At 75.2% G+C, this 17,200-nt stretch carries 17 protein-coding genes; 7 read left to right on the top strand and 10 right to left on the bottom strand.

Annotated elements, in window-relative coordinates:
• Positions 1-42 precede the first annotated feature (42 nt).
• Positions 43-711 carry a hypothetical protein gene (locus HOY81_RS00510; protein ID WP_237316750.1) on the top strand — a complete coding sequence of 223 codons (669 nt, stop codon included), beginning with the start codon at positions 43-45 and terminating at the stop codon, positions 709-711.
• Positions 712-898: 187 nt separating this feature from the next.
• Here the strand turns inward: HOY81_RS00510 and HOY81_RS00505 are convergent, their stop codons facing one another.
• Together HOY81_RS00505 and HOY81_RS00500 are read right to left on the bottom strand one after the other, a co-directional pair.
• A complete protein-coding gene (locus HOY81_RS00505; protein ID WP_237316748.1) occupies positions 899-1,513 on the bottom strand; it encodes a hypothetical protein in 615 nt (204 codons plus the stop codon).
• A 48-nt stretch (positions 1,514-1,561) separates the two neighbouring features.
• Positions 1,562-2,149 (bottom strand): hypothetical protein, encoded by a 588-nt coding sequence (locus tag HOY81_RS00500; protein WP_237316746.1) that lies wholly within the window; start codon positions 2,147-2,149, stop codon positions 1,562-1,564.
• 212 nt (positions 2,150-2,361) lie between these two features.
• On the opposite strand from HOY81_RS00500, the gene HOY81_RS00495 reads away from it, so the two are divergent.
• Positions 2,362-2,814 carry an NAD(P)H-dependent oxidoreductase gene (locus HOY81_RS00495; RefSeq protein ID WP_237316744.1) on the top strand — a complete coding sequence of 151 codons (453 nt, stop codon included), beginning with the start codon at positions 2,362-2,364 and terminating at the stop codon, positions 2,812-2,814.
• A gap of 582 nt (positions 2,815-3,396) precedes the next feature.
• On the opposite strand, the gene HOY81_RS00490 is transcribed toward HOY81_RS00495, so the two are convergent.
• Positions 3,397-3,972, bottom strand: coding sequence for a cob(I)yrinic acid a,c-diamide adenosyltransferase (locus HOY81_RS00490; RefSeq protein ID WP_237316742.1), 576 nt, complete (start codon positions 3,970-3,972; stop codon positions 3,397-3,399).
• 415 nt (positions 3,973-4,387) lie between these two features.
• Here HOY81_RS00490 and HOY81_RS00485 point away from each other — a divergent pair, with 415 nt between their 5' ends.
• The 3 genes from HOY81_RS00485 (at position 4,388) to HOY81_RS00475 (ending at position 8,760) form a co-directional block, all read left to right on the top strand.
• The gene (locus HOY81_RS00485) at positions 4,388-5,236 is read left to right on the top strand and encodes a 3-hydroxyacyl-CoA dehydrogenase family protein (RefSeq protein ID WP_237316740.1); all 849 of its coding nucleotides are present in this window, start codon (positions 4,388-4,390) and stop codon (positions 5,234-5,236) included.
• A 278-nt stretch (positions 5,237-5,514) separates the two neighbouring features.
• Positions 5,515-5,835: an STAS domain-containing protein gene (locus HOY81_RS00480; protein ID WP_237316738.1), complete on the top strand. Its 321-nt coding sequence runs from the start codon at positions 5,515-5,517 to the stop codon at positions 5,833-5,835.
• 72 nt (positions 5,836-5,907) lie between these two features.
• Positions 5,908-8,760 carry an ATP-binding protein gene (locus tag HOY81_RS00475; RefSeq protein WP_237316736.1) on the top strand — a complete coding sequence of 951 codons (2,853 nt, stop codon included), beginning with the start codon at positions 5,908-5,910 and terminating at the stop codon, positions 8,758-8,760.
• A 278-nt stretch (positions 8,761-9,038) separates the two neighbouring features.
• Here the strand turns inward: HOY81_RS00475 and nucS are convergent, their stop codons facing one another.
• Positions 9,039-9,710: an endonuclease NucS gene (nucS, locus tag HOY81_RS00470; protein ID WP_237316734.1), complete on the bottom strand. Its 672-nt coding sequence runs from the start codon at positions 9,708-9,710 to the stop codon at positions 9,039-9,041.
• A gap of 242 nt (positions 9,711-9,952) precedes the next feature.
• Between nucS and HOY81_RS00465 the strand changes: the two genes are divergently transcribed.
• Positions 9,953-10,345 (top strand): SCO5389 family protein, encoded by a 393-nt coding sequence (locus HOY81_RS00465; RefSeq protein WP_237316732.1) that lies wholly within the window; start codon positions 9,953-9,955, stop codon positions 10,343-10,345.
• Positions 10,346-10,376: 31 nt separating this feature from the next.
• On the opposite strand, the gene HOY81_RS00460 is transcribed toward HOY81_RS00465, so the two are convergent.
• Positions 10,377-11,414, bottom strand: coding sequence for an LLM class flavin-dependent oxidoreductase (locus HOY81_RS00460; RefSeq protein WP_237316730.1), 1,038 nt, complete (start codon positions 11,412-11,414; stop codon positions 10,377-10,379).
• Positions 11,415-11,720: 306 nt separating this feature from the next.
• On the opposite strand from HOY81_RS00460, the gene HOY81_RS00455 reads away from it, so the two are divergent.
• A complete protein-coding gene (locus HOY81_RS00455) occupies positions 11,721-12,053 on the top strand; it encodes an ATP/GTP-binding protein (RefSeq protein WP_237316728.1) in 333 nt (110 codons plus the stop codon).
• Positions 12,054-12,099: 46 nt separating this feature from the next.
• On the opposite strand, the gene HOY81_RS00450 is transcribed toward HOY81_RS00455, so the two are convergent.
• From HOY81_RS00450 to HOY81_RS00430, 5 genes are all read right to left on the bottom strand, one after another.
• The gene (locus tag HOY81_RS00450; protein ID WP_237316725.1) at positions 12,100-13,065 is read right to left on the bottom strand and encodes an ABC transporter permease; all 966 of its coding nucleotides are present in this window, start codon (positions 13,063-13,065) and stop codon (positions 12,100-12,102) included.
• Between the two features lie 189 nt (positions 13,066-13,254).
• A complete protein-coding gene (locus tag HOY81_RS00445) occupies positions 13,255-14,715 on the bottom strand; it encodes a cation acetate symporter (protein WP_237316723.1) in 1,461 nt (486 codons plus the stop codon).
• The gene (locus HOY81_RS00440) at positions 14,712-15,323 is read right to left on the bottom strand and encodes a hypothetical protein (RefSeq protein ID WP_237316721.1); all 612 of its coding nucleotides are present in this window, start codon (positions 15,321-15,323) and stop codon (positions 14,712-14,714) included. The genes HOY81_RS00445 and HOY81_RS00440 overlap by 4 nt, the downstream gene beginning before the upstream one ends.
• The gene (locus HOY81_RS00435) at positions 15,320-16,102 is read right to left on the bottom strand and encodes a LytTR family DNA-binding domain-containing protein (protein WP_237316719.1); all 783 of its coding nucleotides are present in this window, start codon (positions 16,100-16,102) and stop codon (positions 15,320-15,322) included. Before HOY81_RS00435 ends, HOY81_RS00440 begins: the two co-directional genes overlap by 4 nt.
• A complete protein-coding gene (locus tag HOY81_RS00430) occupies positions 16,099-17,193 on the bottom strand; it encodes a sensor histidine kinase (RefSeq protein ID WP_237316718.1) in 1,095 nt (364 codons plus the stop codon). The genes HOY81_RS00435 and HOY81_RS00430 overlap by 4 nt, the downstream gene beginning before the upstream one ends.
• Between the last annotated feature and the right edge of the window lie 7 nt (positions 17,194-17,200).

Here is a 17,200-nt window from a genome sequence, read left to right as displayed (position 1 = left end):
CGGTCGTGTGAGGACCGGGCGGGCCGGGGTACCGCGGGTGTCATGAACGACCGAGAACGCGAGGCGCGTGACCGCGAGGCCCGCGAGCAGCGCGCGGCGGACCGGGCCCGCGAGGCGCCGGAGGCCGCGCGGGCCGCGGAGGCCCGGGCCCGCGGGGACCGGGAGATACGCGAGGCCCAGGAGACGCGCGAGGCCACCGAGGAACGGGCCGCCCGGGAACTGCGCACGGCGTACCAGCAGCGGGAAGGCGGCACCGAGCCGGACGAGCGCCGCCGCAGCGCGGAGCGGGCCGCCGAGGCCGAGGAGCGCCGGGCGCAGAGCCGGCCCTTCACGTACCCGTACGAGGAGCGGCGGGCCGGGGTCCGTCCCCGGCGGCACATCAGCCGTGAGGAGGCGGACGCCGGCATGACGCCGGGGATGCCCGGCGGCGAGGGCGCCACCGGCGGCGGCCAGCCCGGCGGCACGGGCGTGGGGGTGCCGCCCGGCCGTGCCGGGATGACTCCCGAGGAGTACGCGGACACCGTCGGCTGGGCCGAACCGGCCGAGCCCGGCGACGTGGCCCGTGCCGGTCGCCCGGCCGGCGAGCCGGGCGCGGAGCGCGAGCGCCGGGCCGGTCGCGAGGGTGAGCGGGACGCCGAGCGTGGCACCGGGCGTGCGGAGGACGAGGCCCGCGAAGGCCGGGACCGCGGCGACGGCCCCGGCACCCGGTGAGCGCGCAGGCGGGCGCCGGACCGCCGCGACACGGCAGCGGGCGTACGGCGGAAGCCGCGGGCCGGCGCCCCCGGGCATGGCGCTCCGGCCCCGGGCCCCGCAGAAAGGGCGGCGCCCCGGTCCGCACGCCGGGGGAGCGCGGGGACCGGGACGCCTGTGGGGGGTGCCGGGCGCGGGGTACGGCGGCTCAGCCGCAGTGCTGGGCCCGCTCCTGGTCGGTCATCGGGCGGGTGTGCTGGGTCTTGGTGCTCGGCGCGTCGGGCATCGGACCCGTCGCCTGGAAATCGACGTACCAGTAGTAGTGACCGTAGTAGCGGTCCGGGAAGTGCAGTTCGTACGTACCGTTGACGCGCTGCATCTGCGCCTCGCGCGTCACCCAGCCGACATGGCCGGGCCGGACGTCGATGTAGGTCGTCTCCGACTCGGTGTGCGAGCTGGACCAGGTGTGCTCATAGCTGGTCTCGACGGTCACCTTGAACACCTCGGCGAAGCCGTACTCGGCGCTCAGCGAGACGCCGATGCTGTTGGTCTCGCCGGTGGTGTCGGACCAGCCGACGGCCGAACGCTGGTTGTCCGGGGTGCAGTTGTAGACGGCGTCGCCGACCTGGTGCGACGGGCCCATGAAGACCTCGGGTGGGCCGTCCGGGTGGAAGACGCACACGTCGGTGCCGTTGTCGCACTTCATCAGCAGCTCGCGGGCGGTGGGCGTGTCCGCGGCCTGGGCGCTGGTCGGGGCCAGGGCGGCGCCGCCCAGGGTGGCCAGGGCGGCGGCGAGGACGCCGGCACGTATGCGGTTGCGCATGGGGGCCTCCGGCAGTGGGGGGTTGGGGGAGTGGGACGGGGCCGGCGGCTAGCTGAAGCCGATGGACTCCGTGCGGTCGTTCATGAACGTGCCGATGTCCGGGGTGTTCTCCTTGAACGGGCCGTCCCGGTCGCCGCCGAGATCCGGCTCGGGGTAGAGCCAGAGCCAGCAGTTGGCCCACGGCTGGACGGAGGAGATGCGGTCCTTCCACCAGTCGTCCAGGTCGTACTGGAAGTTGACCCAGCCGTCCTTCACGCACGGCTCGGCGCCGTAGATGGTGAGCGAGGCGCCGCCGTAGCCGTCGTGCTCGAAGAAGGTGCCCTGGATGACCTCGGCGGCCGCCGAGGACTGGCGGAACTCCGGGTTCCGGGCCGCGGTGTGCGGGGACTTCGGCGCGTCGTCGATCCGGCCGCCGGTGGCGGCCTCGACGGCGGCGGTGAAGGTCGCGAAGCAGCGTTGCTCGCCGGTCTCCCGGTCGGCGATGCAGTGCGGGGTCTGCGGGCCGGGCTGTGCGGCCGGTGCCGGGGATGCCTGTGCGGGGGATGCCTGTGCGGGGGCCGCGGCACCGCCGGCGGCGAGCAGGGCGCAGGCGGCCGCAAGGGGGGCGAAGCGCCGGACGGGTCTGTGCGCTGACACGGTGCAACTCCTGTTCTCCTGTGGGGGTGAGAGCGCTATCAGGCCTGCTCGTTCACGGTGCGGCCAAACCCGAAGCCCGGAATTGACCGGAATCCACGCGCGTTGCCCCTGCTCGCCTCCGGCGCGGTGCCCGGGAATGTGAGGGGCCGCGAGGCCCCCGGTGCGGGGGTGGCGGCTTGCGTTCGCCGGGGGCCGGCGGCAGGCTCGGAGCCGTGCCCACGCTGCTGATCGTCCACCACACGCCGTCCCCGAACCTGGAGGCGATGTTCGACGCCGTCGTCTCCGGCGCCACCACCGACGAGATCGAGGGTGTCGAGGTGATGCGCCGGCCCGCGCTCTGCGCGACGGCGAGCGACGTGCTCGCCGCCGACGGGTATCTGCTGGGGACGCCGGCCAACCTCGGCTCCATGTCGGGCGCCCTCAAGCACTTCTTCGACCAGGTCTACTACCCGTGCCGGGACGCCACCCGCGGCCGCCCGTACGGGTACTACGTGCACGGCGGCAGCGACGTCACCGGGGCCGTGCGCGGCATCGAGTCGATCACCACGGGGCTCGGCTGGGAGCAGGCGGCCGCCACCGTCACGGTGACGGGGACACCGGCCAAGGAGGACCTGGAGTCCTGCTGGGAGCTGGGCGCCACGGTGGCGGCGGGCCTCATCGGCTGACCGGCCTCACGGCCGGACCGGCCGGGGACGGCACCGGCTCCCCGGTACGGCACCGGCCGCGTCCGGCGGCGTACCGGGGGCGTCGGCGCAGTCGCCTTCGCCGGCCCGGTCACCGCCCTGGTGGGCTGCCGGCGTACCGAGGCGAGCACCCGCCGCTCCCGCTCCGGGGCGTCGACGGGTTGCCCGCCCGTCCACTTGGCCGCCGCGCCCCGGTCCGCGGTGGCCAGTCGCCGCGCGGACAGCTCGGCCGGCGGATGCAGCGCGGCGTACGCGTCCCCCGGGTCGCCCGGCGCGCCGGACGGTGCGACCTGGGCGGACGGTGCGGCCGCGGAAGGCGGGGCGGACGGTGCGGCCGCGGAAGGCGGTGCGGCCGGTGCGCCGGCCGGGGCCGCCCCGGCGAGACCGGTGCCCAGGCCGGCGCCGAGCACGGTCAGGGCGGCCAGCGCGGTCAGTAGGGTCGCCGCGGAACCGCACCGTTCGCGGAGACCGCGCGATCCGGCGGCCGGGGGAGGGGCGTCGACGAGCATGGAACGCAGTGTGACGAACGCGTCGCCCTCCGTCAAAAAGGGCTGGTGGTGCGGCTCAGCGGTTCTCGCCGGGCACCCAGAGCACGTCTCCGCCGGCGTCCTTGTTCGCGCTGCGGGCCAGGATGAAGAGCAGGTCGGAGAGGCGGTTCAGATAGGTGGCGGTGAGCGGGTTCATGGTGTCCCCGTGCTCCTCCAGCGCGGCCCAGGTGGAGCGTTCCGCACGGCGCACCACGGTGCACGCCTGGTGCAGCAGGGCCGCCCCGGGGGTGCCGCCGGGCAGGATGAAGCTGCGCAGTTTCTCCAGGTCCGCGAGGAAGAGGTCGCAGTCCGCCTCCAGCTTGTCGATGTAGCTCTGCTCCACCCGCAGCGGCGGGAACTCCGGCTTCTCCACGACCGGCGTCGCCAGGTCCGCGCCCACGTCGAAGAGGTCGTTCTGCACGCGGGTGAGGACGGCCGCCAGCGCGTCGGGGAGCTGCCCGAGGGAGAGCGCGACGCCGATCGCGGCGTTGGCCTCGTTGGCGTCGGCGTACGCGGCGATGCGCAGATCCGTCTTGGCCGTACGGCTCATGTCGCCCAGCGCCGTGGTGCCGTCGTCTCCGGTACGGGTGTAGATGCGCGTCAGGTTGACCATGCGGGCAGGGTAACCCTCCGGGGCCGCGGCGGCCCGGGGCGCGGGAACCGGGCCGGGTGCGGCCGGGAGGCCGGGCCGTGGTGCGGCCGTGCACGGCACGACCGCGAAGCGGGTCGCCGGTGGGGTGCTGCACGGCGGCTCCCGCCCAACTGCGCCGGGCGGCCCGTCGGCTGAGCGCCCACGCGGGCCCCGTGCCGCCCCGAAGGGGAATGCGCATCAAGGCTCACGGATCGGACACCATCCGTGTGATGTCCGCCATGTGAGACGTGACGCGTGTCTCTTCGCTCCCAACCGCCCGCCGGGAAGCGCTAAGGTCCGCCCAACGGCCTCACGAAGTCCCACGGACCCGCACGGGTCCCCACCCGGGTCCCCACGGGTCCTCAAGAACGCTCAGGAACACGGAAGGGTGCGTGTCGTGGCGAAGAAGCTCGCCGTCATCGGAGCCGGTCTCATGGGATCCGGCATCGCGCAGGTCTCGGCCCAGGCGGGCTGGGAGGTGGTCCTGCGCGACGTGACCGACGAGGCGCTGCGCCGCGGCACGGACGGCATCAAGGCGTCGTACGAGAAGTTCGTCGGCAAGGGCAAGCTGGAGGAGAGCGCGGCCGAGGCCGCCCTCTCCCGCATCACCGCGACGACCGACATGGACGCCGCCGCCGACGCGGACGTCGTCGTCGAGGCCGTCTTCGAGCGGCTCGACGTCAAGCAGGAGATCTTCCGCACCCTCGACGGTCTGGTGCAGGACGAGGCCGTCCTCGCCTCCAACACCTCGGCCATCCCGATCACCAAGATCGCCGCCGCCACCGGCCGGCCGGAGCGCGTGGTGGGCACCCACTTCTTCTCGCCGGTTCCGATGATGGCCCTGTGCGAACTGGTACGCGGCCTCAAGACCAGCGACGCGACGCTGGCCGCCGCCCGTGAGTTCGCCGAGTCCGTCGGCAAGACCTGCATCGTCGTCAACCGTGACGTCGCCGGCTTTGTCACCACCCGGCTCATCTCCGCGCTGGTGGTCGAGGCGGCCAAGCTCCAGGAGTCGGGCGTCGCCACCGCCGAGGACATCGACACCGCGTGCAAGCTCGGCTTCGGGCACGCCATGGGCCCGCTCGCCACCGCGGACCTGACCGGCATCGACATCCTGCTGCACGCCACGGAGAACATCTACACCGAGTCGCAGGACGAGAAGTTCGCCCCGCCGGAGCAGATGCGGCGCATGGTGGACGCGGGCGACATCGGCCGCAAGAGCGGCCAGGGCTTCTACACCTACTGAACGCGCGCACGGAAACGGAGGCGCGCGCCGCGCCGGCGCCCGCACGGCGCGCGCTCCCGGAGACGGTGCACACACGGGGCATGACCGGGGCCCCGGGACACGGGGAACACCTCGCCGAATGCTCACCCGCCAGGGTGAATTGCGTATCGGTTCGGGCACGGACGGCAACGTGACCGGCTGCCGGCTGGTCAGTTGTGATGAGACATAGACGCGACACAGCGGCGTCACCGAGGCGTCAAGGTTCAGCGCACGACAGCGACCACAACCGGGGAGCGGTTATGCACATCAAGGGCGACCACGCCGAGCTGGTCGTCGGGGGTCGCCTCGACGTCCGCAGCGCAGCGGACGCCCGTACGGCCCTGCACACCGCCGTGGACTCCGGCGAGGGCGATCTCGTGCTGGACCTGGCCCAGCTCGAGTCCTGGGACGCCACCGGGCTCGGCGTCATCATGGGCGCCCACCGCCGCGCCGGGCGGTGCGGCCGCAGGCTGGTACTGCGGGACGTACCGCCGCAGATGCAGCGGCTGCTGGTGGCCACCCGGCTGCACCGGATCCTCGCGATGGAGACCTCGCAGGTGCCGATCCTCACCAAGCCGTGACGGACACGCCCGCACACGGACCGCCGGGCTCAGGGATACTGTGCCCTTCACAGCGTCATGGGGGCGGAGGCCATGGTTCAGCACGACAGTGATCAGCCCGGTGGAGACCGCGGAAACGAACAGGACAGCGGGGCCCTGTCCCGCACGGTCCGGCTCATATCCGGCGACTACCTGCTGACCGTCAACCCGGTCGACGGCAGCGAGATCGAACCCTGCCCGCCGACCGAGCGCCCCGGGCCGCCGCAGCGGCGGGACGTGCCCCTCGACCCCGCGGCACCCGCGGACCCCGGCACCCCCGGAGAACCCGGCCCGCCCTTCCTCGAGCGCGACGAGGAGCGCGAACGGCTCACCCGGCTCCTCGAACGCGGACGCTCCGTCCGGCTCACCGGCCCGCCCGGTGCCGGCCGCAGCGCCCTGCTGGACGCCGTGGCCCGGGACGTCGCCGGCCTGGCGCCCGACGGCGTCGTACGGCTCAGCGGTTACCGCCGCACCCCGGACGACGTCCTCCAGGACCTCTTCGCCGCCGTGTACGACGCCCCCGGGCAGCGACCCGACCGCCACGGGCTGCGGGAGGCCCTCGCCTCCGTCGGGGCCGTGGTCCTCCTCGACGACGCCGAGTTCGGCGGCGACGCCCTCGAGGAGCTGCTGGCCACCACCCCCGAGTGCGCTTACGTGGTCACCGCCACCCCGGACGTCGCCGCGCCCGCGCCCCGCTCGCACCTGGAGGAGCTCTTCCTCTCCGGGCTCAGCCGCACCGGCTCCCTGGAACTGCTGGAACGGCTGACCGGCCGGCCGCTCGACGACACGGAGGCGGACTGGGCCGCCGACCTCTGGTTCCGCACCGAGGGGCGGCCGCTCGCCCTCGTGCAGGGCGGGGCGGTGCTGCGCCTCCGCGAGGACGGGAGCTCCGGGGTTCCCGGGTCCGCCGGGGAGGCCGGGCAGACCGCAGAAGCCGGGCACACCGGAGAGGCCGGGGAGACCGCCCCGGCCGCGGATGCCGGGGACGCCCTGCCCGGCGGCTCCGGTGCGCTGCCGGCCGTCGAGGAGGCGCCGGCGTTCCTCGTCACCGGGCTCTCCGAGGCCGCCCGGGAGGCTCTGCGCCTGGCCCTCGCCCTCGGCGGGGAACTGCCGCACCGCAGCCAGCTCCCCGCCCTGCTCGGCGCGGGGCGCGCCGAGCAGGTGCCGGCCGAACTCGCCGCATCCGGGCTGGTCACCGCCGCCGGCGGGCACCACCGGCTGGCCGCCGGGGTCGCCGAGGCGGTGGACGCGGCGGGCTTCACCGCGAACACCCGGGGCCCCGGGGAATCCGGGAGGACGCACGAGGACGGCGCGGGAGCCGCGGAGGACGCCGCGGACCGCGCGCACAAGGCCGCCCGGCACTACGGCTGGTGGGTCGCCCACCGCTCGGTGACAGCGGAACAGGTCGCCGGCGAGGCGGACGCCGTGCTCGGCACGCTCGCCGCCGCACGCCGCAGCGGCCACGCCGCAGCCGCGGTGCACCTCGCCCGCGCGGCCGCACCGGTACTGGCGGCCGGCCGGCGCTGGGGCGCCTGGGAACGGCTGCTGCGCGGGGGCCAGGAGGCCGCGCGCACGGCCGGCGAGGTCGCGGAGGAGGCGTACTTCCACCACGAACTCGGCGTGCTGGCGCTCTGCGCGGGGAACCCCGAGCGGGCCCGCGCCGAACTGGAGGCCTCCATCGGGCTGCGCGGCATCCTCGCCGACAAGCGCGGCACGGTCGCCGGGAGGCGGGCGCTCGCCCTGGTGACGGACCGCCTGGCGGCCGAGGGGAGCGGCGGGAGCGCCGCGGCGGCCGGTGCTTCCGGGGCCGCAGAGCCAGGGGATCGCAAGGACGCGGCCGGCACGCCCTCCGCCGGTGTGCCCGGGGACGGCACGGGCGCGGCGCCGGGCGGCCCACCCGGGAGGTCCGGCACCGGTACGGCCGACGGGCACGGCGCCGGGCGCCCGGGCCTGCCCGTACGCACCAGGAAGCACGAACCCGGACCGGCCGGTGCGGTGCCGGGAGCCGGCACCGGGGTACCGGCCCACGGCGGCGGTTCCGAGGCGGAGACGGTACAGCGGCCCCTGGTGGACGGAACGCCCGCCACCACGGCGTCCACGGCGGCCTCCGCGCGGCGATCGCCGGAGCAGGCGACGGCCGACGCCCTCGACAAGGCCGCCGCCATGGACGAGAGCATCGCCGCCATGCGGGCTTCCGGGTCCGGCGCCGGGAGCCTCGGCTACGGCACGGGCGAGCGGAAGGGGCGGCTCGCCCTGCGCGGCACCCGCAGGAACATGGTCGCCGCGGGGAGCGGCGCCGTGCTGGCCATCGTGCTCGGCACCGCGCTGACCCTGGGGAACGCCTCCGACGAAGCCCCGTCCGACACCGTGCAGCCCGACCATTCGACCTCGCAGCCGGACGACTACGACGGGCTGCCCGCGGACGACACCGGTGAGGAGAACGACGACGGCGGGACCGCGGGCGACTACGCCTCGCCCTCGGCCGGTACCCCCGGCCCGACCAGCGAGGCGCCCTCCCCGACGACGTCCTCGGAGCGCCCCTCCCAGAGCGGGGAGGAGTCCACGCCGAGCGACGACGAGGACACGGGGAGCCCGTCCGGCTCCGGCGGAGGGTCCTCCAACGGGACCTCCGGGTCCGGCGGTGGCGGTGGCCAGCCCACGGACGAGCCGACCGACGAAGAGACGGAGACCGAGGAGCCCACGGAGTCCCCGGACCCCACGGAGTCGCCCGACCCGACGCTGGAGCCGACTCCGACCGAGTCCGGAGGGCAGGCCGGGGGCGGTGGCGGCGGGTCCACGCCGCCACCGTCGAACACGGCGAGCGGACCCGCGCCCAGTACCACGGCGAGCGGGAGCACCAGCTCCTCCCCCGAGGCCGGGGACTCGGCCACGCCGACGACCGTGTGACGGTGCGCGGGGGCCGGCGCGGCGCTCGGCGGTTCCGCCGGACCCGCGCCGCGGGGTCCAGCCCGGTCGCGGGGTGAGGGACTCCCGGCGGGAGACGGTGGGCGCCTGTGCCGGGCGTCCGCGCCGCCGCTGCCGCCCGGGTTCCCGGGCCCGGCCACGGGGTTGCGTGCCGTCGCGGCGGGACAAGGAGCGCCGGCGGCGGTACGGGACGCCTGTCGCGGCGGGCCGGAGTGCGGTCCGGGCACACGGGCCCGCGGGGCCCGGGGCGCCCCCGGCGGTCAGAAGAGGCGGAGCTTGTCGTCCTCGATGCCGCGGAGGGCGTCGTAGTCGAGGGTCACACAGGAGATGTCCCGGTCCGTCGCGAGCACCCGCGCCTGCGGCTTGATCTCCTGGGCGGCGAACACGCCCTTCACCGGGGCCAGATGCGGGTCCCGGTTGAGCAGCTCCAGGTAGCGGGTGAGCTGCTCGACCCCGTCGATCTCGCCCCGGCGCTTGATCTCCACCGCCACCGTGGTGCCGTCCGCGTCCCGGCCCAGGATGTCCACCGGGCCGATGGCCGTGGGGTATTCACGCCGAATCAGCGTCCACCCCTCGCCCAGCGTCTCCATCCGGTCGGCCAGCAGCTCCTGGAGGTGCGCCTCCACCCCGTCCTTGATCAGGCCGGGGTCCACGCCCAGCTCGTGCGAGGAGTCGTGCAGCACCTCCTCCATCGTGATGATGAGCTTCTCGCCCGCCTTGTTCACGACCGTCCACACGGGTGTCCCGTCGTCCTCGCTCTCCTTGAGGGTGCAGGGCGGGGACATCCAGTTGAGGGGCTTGTAGGCGCGGTCGTCCGCATGGATGGACACCGAGCCGTCCGCCTTCACCAGGACGAGCCGCGGAGCGGAGGGAAGGTGCGCGGTGAGCCGTCCGGCGTAGTCGACGGAGCAACGGGCGATGACGAGACGCATGGTCGCTCACGCTACTGGACGGCGGCCGTTCCTCGCGATGCGCCCCCGGTCGGGGCGGTTTCGCGGATGGCTTGTTGTGTACGCATTCGTCTGGTGCAGGCGTAGACCCAGGCTTACGCTACGCAGCGGGGGCGTCGCCGTGCGGAACCGCCCGGCGACCGGCCCGACCGGTCGCGTCGCGGCAGATTCCCCTGTCCCGTCCGTAAGGCCCCGGGGCTCCCGGGGTCGCGAGAGGAGAACTCATGTCGCTCGACGTCTCACCGGCCCTGCTCGCACAGGCCGAGCGAGGCGAGGTCGATGAAGCGGCTTTCGTCGACTGCGTCCGTACCTCCCTGCCGTACGCATGGGAGATGGTCAGCTCGCTGGTGGCGCAACTGAAGGTGGACGGCGGTGAGTTCGCCGACAACCAGACGCCTCCGCCGGACGAGCAGGCCCGCGGCCAGCTTCTCCGCGCCCTGGCGAGCGATGCGATACGCGGCGCGCTGGAACGTCACTTCGGTGTCCGGCTCGCCTTCCAGAACTGTCACCGGGTGGCCGTCTTCCCGCTGGACCCGGCGGTGGACGACCGGCTCACCCGGTTCCGCTCGACCCGCGGGCAGCTCCTCAACCAGTCGCCGGAGCTGCGCGACTGCTGAGTCGCCGCCCGCGGCGCCGTGCTGCCGCTGTTCACCGGAGCAGCGGCAGCACCTCCGCGCCCAGCCGTTGCACGTTCGCCTCGGTGGCGGCCAGATCGCCGCTGCCCTCCGCGAGCAGGGCGAAACGGCTGATTCCGGTCACCTTCCGGGTGGTCGCCAGCCGGTCCGCGCACTGCCGCGGGGTCCCCACCGGGTGCAGCCCGCACAGCAGCTCCGTGTAGGCGACCGGATCCCGCGATGTACGGGGTCTGCCGTCCACCGTGCGGTGCGCCTCCAGCCCTTGACGCAGCCAGCCCGGCATGGCCTTGGTGAGCGTCTCCCGCGCCTCCGCGCCGGTATCGGCGATCTGCACCACTCCCGCGGAGACATGCTGCGCGGCGGTCTCCGCGACGGCCTCCGGGGCGTGCCCCGCCGCCCGGGCCTCGCGCCGCCAGAGCGCGGTGAACTCCGCCTTCTCCGTGTCCCCGCAGTGCATGCCGAGCAGCATCGGCAGCCGGTGCCGGGCGGCGAGCCGCACCGTACCGGGGGAAGTGCACGCCACCAGCACCGGGGGCGCCGCCGGCGGCCCGCTCAGCGCCTCGTCGGGGCGGGGCACCACGGCGACCTCGCGGAAGCGGTGCCGCTCGCCGTCGGCACCCACCGCCGGCTCCCGCAGCCAGCGCAGCAGCAGCTCCAGCGCCTCCGGGAAGCCGGTCTCGTACGCCGCGGCGCCGCCGCCGAAGACCTCCAGATCGATCCAGGGCCCGCCGCGGCCCACGCCGAGGGTGAAGCGGCCGCCGGAGGTGAGGTGCAGCAGGGCCGTCTGCTCGCCGAGCGCCACCGGGTGGGCGTTGGGCAGCACGCTCACCGCGGTGCCGACGCCGATCCGCCGGGTGCGGCCGAGCAACTGCGCGGCGAGGGTCACCGCGGACGGGCACACGCCATACGGCACGAAATGGTGCTCGGCGACCCAGACGTCGTCCAGGCCGGCGCGCTCGGCCTCCTCCGCGGTCCGCACCGCCCGGTGCAGCGCCTCCCCCGACCCCTGACCCGGGAACCGGGCCGCCAGTACGAACGCTCCGACACGCATCGCTCTCCGCCTCCTCGCGGACCCGCCCGGCTCTCCCCATCCGGCAACAACGCCTGACACGTGCCAAAGGCACGGCCTGGCGGGAGAATCCTCCCGCGGAACCGGGAGAGCTGCGTACCTGCCCTCGCCTCCGGGCGCTGGGGTCCGGCGTCGACGCTTCTCGGTGCTGCGCTCGCTCGTTCCTCGCTCGCTTGACCTCGTCACTCTCGACGCCGGCGCGCCCTTCGGCTCGGCTCCCGGGTCAGTACGCTGGTGGGGCGGCTTTCGCCGCGCGTCCACCGCTTCCGCCCTGAACCGAGGTGACCCGTGTCCCCGCGCCGTAACCGCCCGCGCGGCGGTGCCCGATCCGCCCGTCGCTCCGGTGCCCCGGCGGACCCCGGCGAGCGCTACGGACTGGAGCGCACCGCCGAGTGGCGGGGCGAGGAGTGGGCGGTGCGGCAGGTCACCGGGGGCGCGGCGGTGAAGCACTATCGCTGCCCGGGATGCGACCAGGAGATCCCGCCCGGCGTGCCGCACCTGGTGGCCTGGCCGCGGGAGGGCGGCGGGGACGACCGGCGGCACTGGCACCGGGCGTGCTGGAACGCGCGGGACCGCCGGAGCGCGCGGCTCCAGCGGTCCCGTAACGCCCCCCGCTACTGACCGGGGGCAGATCCGGTCCGGACCTGTGCGGCCCGGACCGTGGAGATCAGACGTCGCGCTTGGCGAGCAGCGCCTGGGCGCCCGCCAGCGCCGCGGCCGTGACGAGCGCCAGCAGGCCGAGCAGCGGCCAGCCGGTGGCGTCCCCCTCGCCCTGCATCGGCATGTGGAAGAGCGAGGCCAGGCCGTTCAGCGGGGAGTACTCCAGCAGTGCCTCCTGCACGTCGCGCAGGCTCTCACCCTGCATGAACAGGGCCAGCACCAGCGGGAGCAGCACCACGCCCATCATGGTGGTGATGGCGCCCGCCGAGTGCCGCAGCATGGCGCCGACGGCGAGCGAGAGCAGGCCCAGCAGGGCGACGTACAGGCCGGCACCGACGGTCGCCCCCAGCCACTCGCCGCCGGTGGCGACGAGCTCCCCGTCCTGGACGGACTCGCGCAGGTTCTCCGGGACGTACTGGTCCGGTCCCACCGTCTGGCCGCCGAGCAGCGCGGAGTTGATCAGCGCGGTGAGCGAGCAGGCCGCCGTGGTCATCACGAAGGCCAGTCCGAAGAAGATCAGGCCCTTGGCGAGCAGCACCCGGCCGCGGCGCGGGCAGGCCGTCATCGTCGTGCGGATCATGCCGGTGCCGTACTCGGAGGTGATCACCAGCACGCCGAGGGTGATGATGGCGAGCTGCCCGAGCATCAGGCCGAAGAGGCCGCCGCCGAGCAGCGGCATGTCCACGTACCCGTCGTCGTCGCCGCTGAGGCCCAGGGCGGTGAGGAAGCCGATGCCGACCACGAGCAGGAACATGATGCCGAGCGTCCAGACCGTGGAGCGCACCGAGCGGATCTTGGTCCACTCGGAGGCGATGGCGTGGCCGAGGTGGGTACGGACCACCGGGATCGGCGAGGCGTAGCCGCCGCCGTCCCCCGGGCCGCCGGGCGGCCCCCACGCCTGCGGGGGCGGCGGCCCCTGCGGGGCGCCCGCCGCCGGCTGGGGTGGGCGGCCGGGCGGCCCGGTCCGGGGCACCCGGCTCCGGGGGTGACCCGGCCCGGGGCACGCGTCCCCCGGGCGGCGCCCCGGACCGTGGCACGGCGCGGTCGGGCCCGGTCCCGGGCACACGGCGCGGCGGGCAGAGCCGCCGCTGGTCCCAGGGGCCCGGCGCCGCCGGGCACGGCACCCGGCACCGCCCCGGGCGCGGACCGGGCCGGCCAGGGGTCAGGGAGCGTGCAGCCGCAGCGCTGCACGCTCCGCCCCCTCCGGGGGCACACCCCGCCGGGACACCACGATCATGGTGAGGAAGGCCAGCGGCACCGTCCAGGCGGCGGGCTGCGCCAGCAGCACGGTGAACACGCCGGAGTGCCAGTCGGTGGCCGCGGAGAGGAAGGCCGCGCCGGTCGCCGTCACCACGCCGGTCGCCAGCCCGCTCGCCGCCCCCGCCACCGTCAGCCGCGACCACCAGATGCCCAGCACCAGCAGCGGGCAGAAGGTGGACGCGGCCACCGCGAAGGCCCAGCCCACCAGGACGTTGATGTCCAGGTGCGAGGCGGGCAGCGAGAGCAGCACCGCCACCCCGGCGCCCGCGGCGACGGCCGCCCGCAGCCGGGACAGCCCGCTGCCGAACAGGTCGTGCGACAGACCGCCGGCCAGCGCCAGCAGCAGCCCCGAGGAGGTGGAGAGGAACGCCGCGAAGGCGCCCGCCGCCACCAGCGCCGTGAGCACGCTGCCCAGCACGCCCGGCACCGCCTGCCCGGGCAGCACCACCGTCACCGTGTCGGTGGCGTTGTCCCGCACCAGGTGCGGTGTGAGCACCCGGCCCAGCAGCCCGTAGACCACGGGGAAGAGATAGAAGACCCCCAGCAGCGCGATCACCCGCACCGCCACCCGCCGCGCGACCCGGGCACTGGAGCTGGTGTGGAAGCGCATGATCACGTGCGGCAGCCCGATGGCGCCCAGCGTCGTCGCCACCAGCACCGACCAGGTGGCCAGCAGTGGGTGACCCGCGCCGCCGATGTCCAGCAGCGGACGGCTCCACCCGTCCGGGGCGCTGACCGGCGTGAACGCCGCGGACCGGGTCTCCGCGCCGACGTGCACCATCAGATACACCGCGGGCACGGCGATGAACGCCAGCTTCACCAGGTAGTGGAACGCCTGCACATAGGTCGCCGACCGCATGCCGCCCAGCGCGATCGAGCCGCTGACGACCAGCCCGGCCAGCACCACCCCCACCCAGTAGGGCGTGCCGCTGACGAGCTGCAGCACCACCCCGGCGCCCTTGAACTGCGGCACCAGGTAGAGCCACATGATGACCAGCACGATCATCCCGCAGAGCCGGCGGATGCCCGGCGACCCCAGCCGGTACTCCGCGAAGTCCGGCACGGTGAACGCCCCGGAGCGCCGCATCGGCCCGGCGACCAGCGCCACCACGGCGACATAGCCCGCGGTGAACCCCACCGCGAACCACATGGTGCCGATCCCGTCCTTCAGCAGCAGCCCGGCCAGCCCCAGCACCGAGGCGGCCGAGACGTACTCCCCGGCGATGGCCATCGCGTTCCAGCCCGGCGCCACCCGGCGGGAGGCGACCAGGAAGTCCGGCGTGGTACGGGCGGCGCGCACCCCGTACAGGCCGATCGCCAGACTGACGGCCAGCAGGAACCCGATGGCCAGCAGGCCCGTCACCGCGCGCCGCCCCGCAGCCGCCCGCGTACCGGGACGGCCGCTCGCAGCCGGCCGGGTGCCCGGCCGGCGGCCCGCGCCCGGGAGGACAGCCGGGCCCGCAGCGGAGCACGCGACACCGCCGCCCGCCCGGTGCGCGCGGCCACCCCCGGCATCCGCTCCCGGCCCGGGACCGCCCCCGCGGGCGCCCCCGGGAACGCCCAGGGTCCGCCGGCCCGCTGCTCCGCGGCCGCGTCCTCCTCGCCGGGCCCGTCCCCGCCGCCCTCGGCCGCCTCCGTACGCTCCGCCGCCCGCACGTGCGCCACGGCGATCACCAGCAGCAGCGGATAGGTCGCGATGGCCAGCACCAGCCAGGACACCGGGACACCGCCCGCCGTGACCCGGTCCAGCACCGGGAGCGCCCCTATCACCCCGCTGGTACCGAGCAGCACCAGCGCGAGCAGCCCCATGGTGCGCAGCGCGGTGCGCCGCTGGGCCGCGAAGACCCGGCGCGCCCGCTCCGGGTCGCTGGGGCCGGGCAGCGGCAGCGGACGCGGCCGCACCCGGTGCCGGCGGGCCAGCGCGATCCGGGTCTGCGGGCTGGTCACCTTCACCCGGCGCGGGGCGGTCACTGTGCCGCCCGTCCCAGCCTGCCGCTGCGGGCCGCCTCCATCAGCTGCTCCCGCAGCGCACGGGCGTGCCGGCGACTGACCGGCACGTCACCGGCAGGGGTGCAGGCCACCAGCCCGGAGGAACTGGTGACGCGCAGGTCGTGCACCCAGCCCGCCGCCACCAGGTAGCCGCGGTGCGCCCGGACGAACCCGGCCGGCGCCCACACCTCCTCCAGGTAGGACAGCGACATCCGGATCAGGTGTGTGCCGTCCGCGGTGTGCAGCCGCACGTAGTCGCCCTGCGCCTCCGCGAACTGCACGTCGGCCCGGCGCACGAAGACGGTGCGCCGGCTGTGCTCGATCTGCACCACGTCCAGCCCGTCCGCCGGCGGCTCCTCCTCGGCCGCGCCCCGGCCCTGCCGCACGATGCGGGTGACCGATTCGGCCAGCCGTTCCGGGCGCACCGGCTTGAGCAGATAGTCGACGGCGCCGATGCCGAAAGCCTCGATGGCGTGCGACTCGGAGGCGGTGACGAAGACGATCGCGGGCGGCGCGGACAGCCTGCTCAGCACCCGGGCCAGATCCATCCCGTCCAGGCCGGGCATCGAGATGTCCAGGAACACGGCGTCGAACGCGGGCGTCCCCAGCAGCCGTACGGCGTCCTCGCCGCTCTCCGCCGACACCACCTCGGCGAGCTCCGGTATGCCGCCGAGCAGCGCGGCCAGCTCCTCGCGGGTGGAGGGCTCGTCCTCCACGACGAGGACCCGCAGGCCGGGGGACGCGTGGGTCGTGCCCGTCATTCCGCCACCACTCCTCGCTTGAACCGCGGCACCCGGACGACGACCCGGGTGCCGCTGCCGGGCGCGGTCTCGATGAGCAGGCCGTGCTCCGGCCCGTAGACCGCGCGCAGCCGCTGATCCACGTTGGCGAGGCCGACGCCGCGGGCCGGAGGTCCCGTACCGGCCAGGATCGCGCGGGCGAACTCTGGCTCCATGCCGACGCCGTCATCCTCGATCTCGATGACGCACAGCGGGCCCTCGCCGTAGCCGGAGACGCTGATGTGCCCCCGCCCCGAGCGGCGCTCCAGCCCGTGCCGCACGGCATTCTCCACGATGGGCTGCACCACCAGGAAGGGGATGGCGACGGGCAGGATCTCCGGGGCCATCCGCACGGTGATGTCGAAACGGTCGTCGAACCGGGCCCGTTGCAGCTCCAGATAGGTCTGGGTGGCCTGCAGCTCCGCGGCCACGGTCGCGTAGTCACCCTGGGTGGAGAAGCTGTAGCGCAGGTAGTCCGCGAAGTCGGTGAGCAGTCCCCGGGCCAGGTCCGGGTCGCTGTGCACGCGGGCCGCGATCACCGCCAGCGCGTTGTGCAGGAAGTGCGGCGAGATCTGGGCGCGCAGGGTGCGCAGGTCGGCGGCGGCGATCCGGGCCCGGGCGGTACGCAGCTCGGCGTGGTCCAGCGACTCCGCGACCAGCCCCGCGATCTCGGTGAGGTCCTCCTGGGCGACCTCGCCGGCGGCGAGCAGGCAGCCCGCGAGATCCCCGGCGACGAACAGCGGGGCCGCGGTCAGCGGCGGCCGGCGCAGTACCCGGCCCTCCTCGTACACCCGGGAGAGCAGCGCGTCCGGTTCGCTGCCCGGGGGCAGCGCGCCGTGCCGGGCGACCGGGCCGTCCAGATCCGCAAGCACCACCGCGTCGGCGTCCAGCAGCCGCCGCACCCGGCGGGCGGCGGCCGCCGTCCGTCCGCCGCGCAGGCCGTCCTGGAGATCGGTGCCGAGCAGCCGCACCTCGCGCAGCACACCCGTGGCCGCGGTGCGTGCCGCGGACGGCGCCGGTGCTCCCCGGCGGGTGGTGCGGCGGCCGAGGGCGGCCCAGGACGTCCTGTTCACGGGCTGA

The sequence above is a fragment of the Streptomyces sp. JJ36 genome, from assembly GCF_021696945.1.
GTDB lineage: Bacteria > Actinomycetota > Actinomycetes > Streptomycetales > Streptomycetaceae > Streptomyces.
Note: the sequence above shows the minus strand (reverse complement) of the source record. Positions and strands in the feature narration are given on the sequence as shown.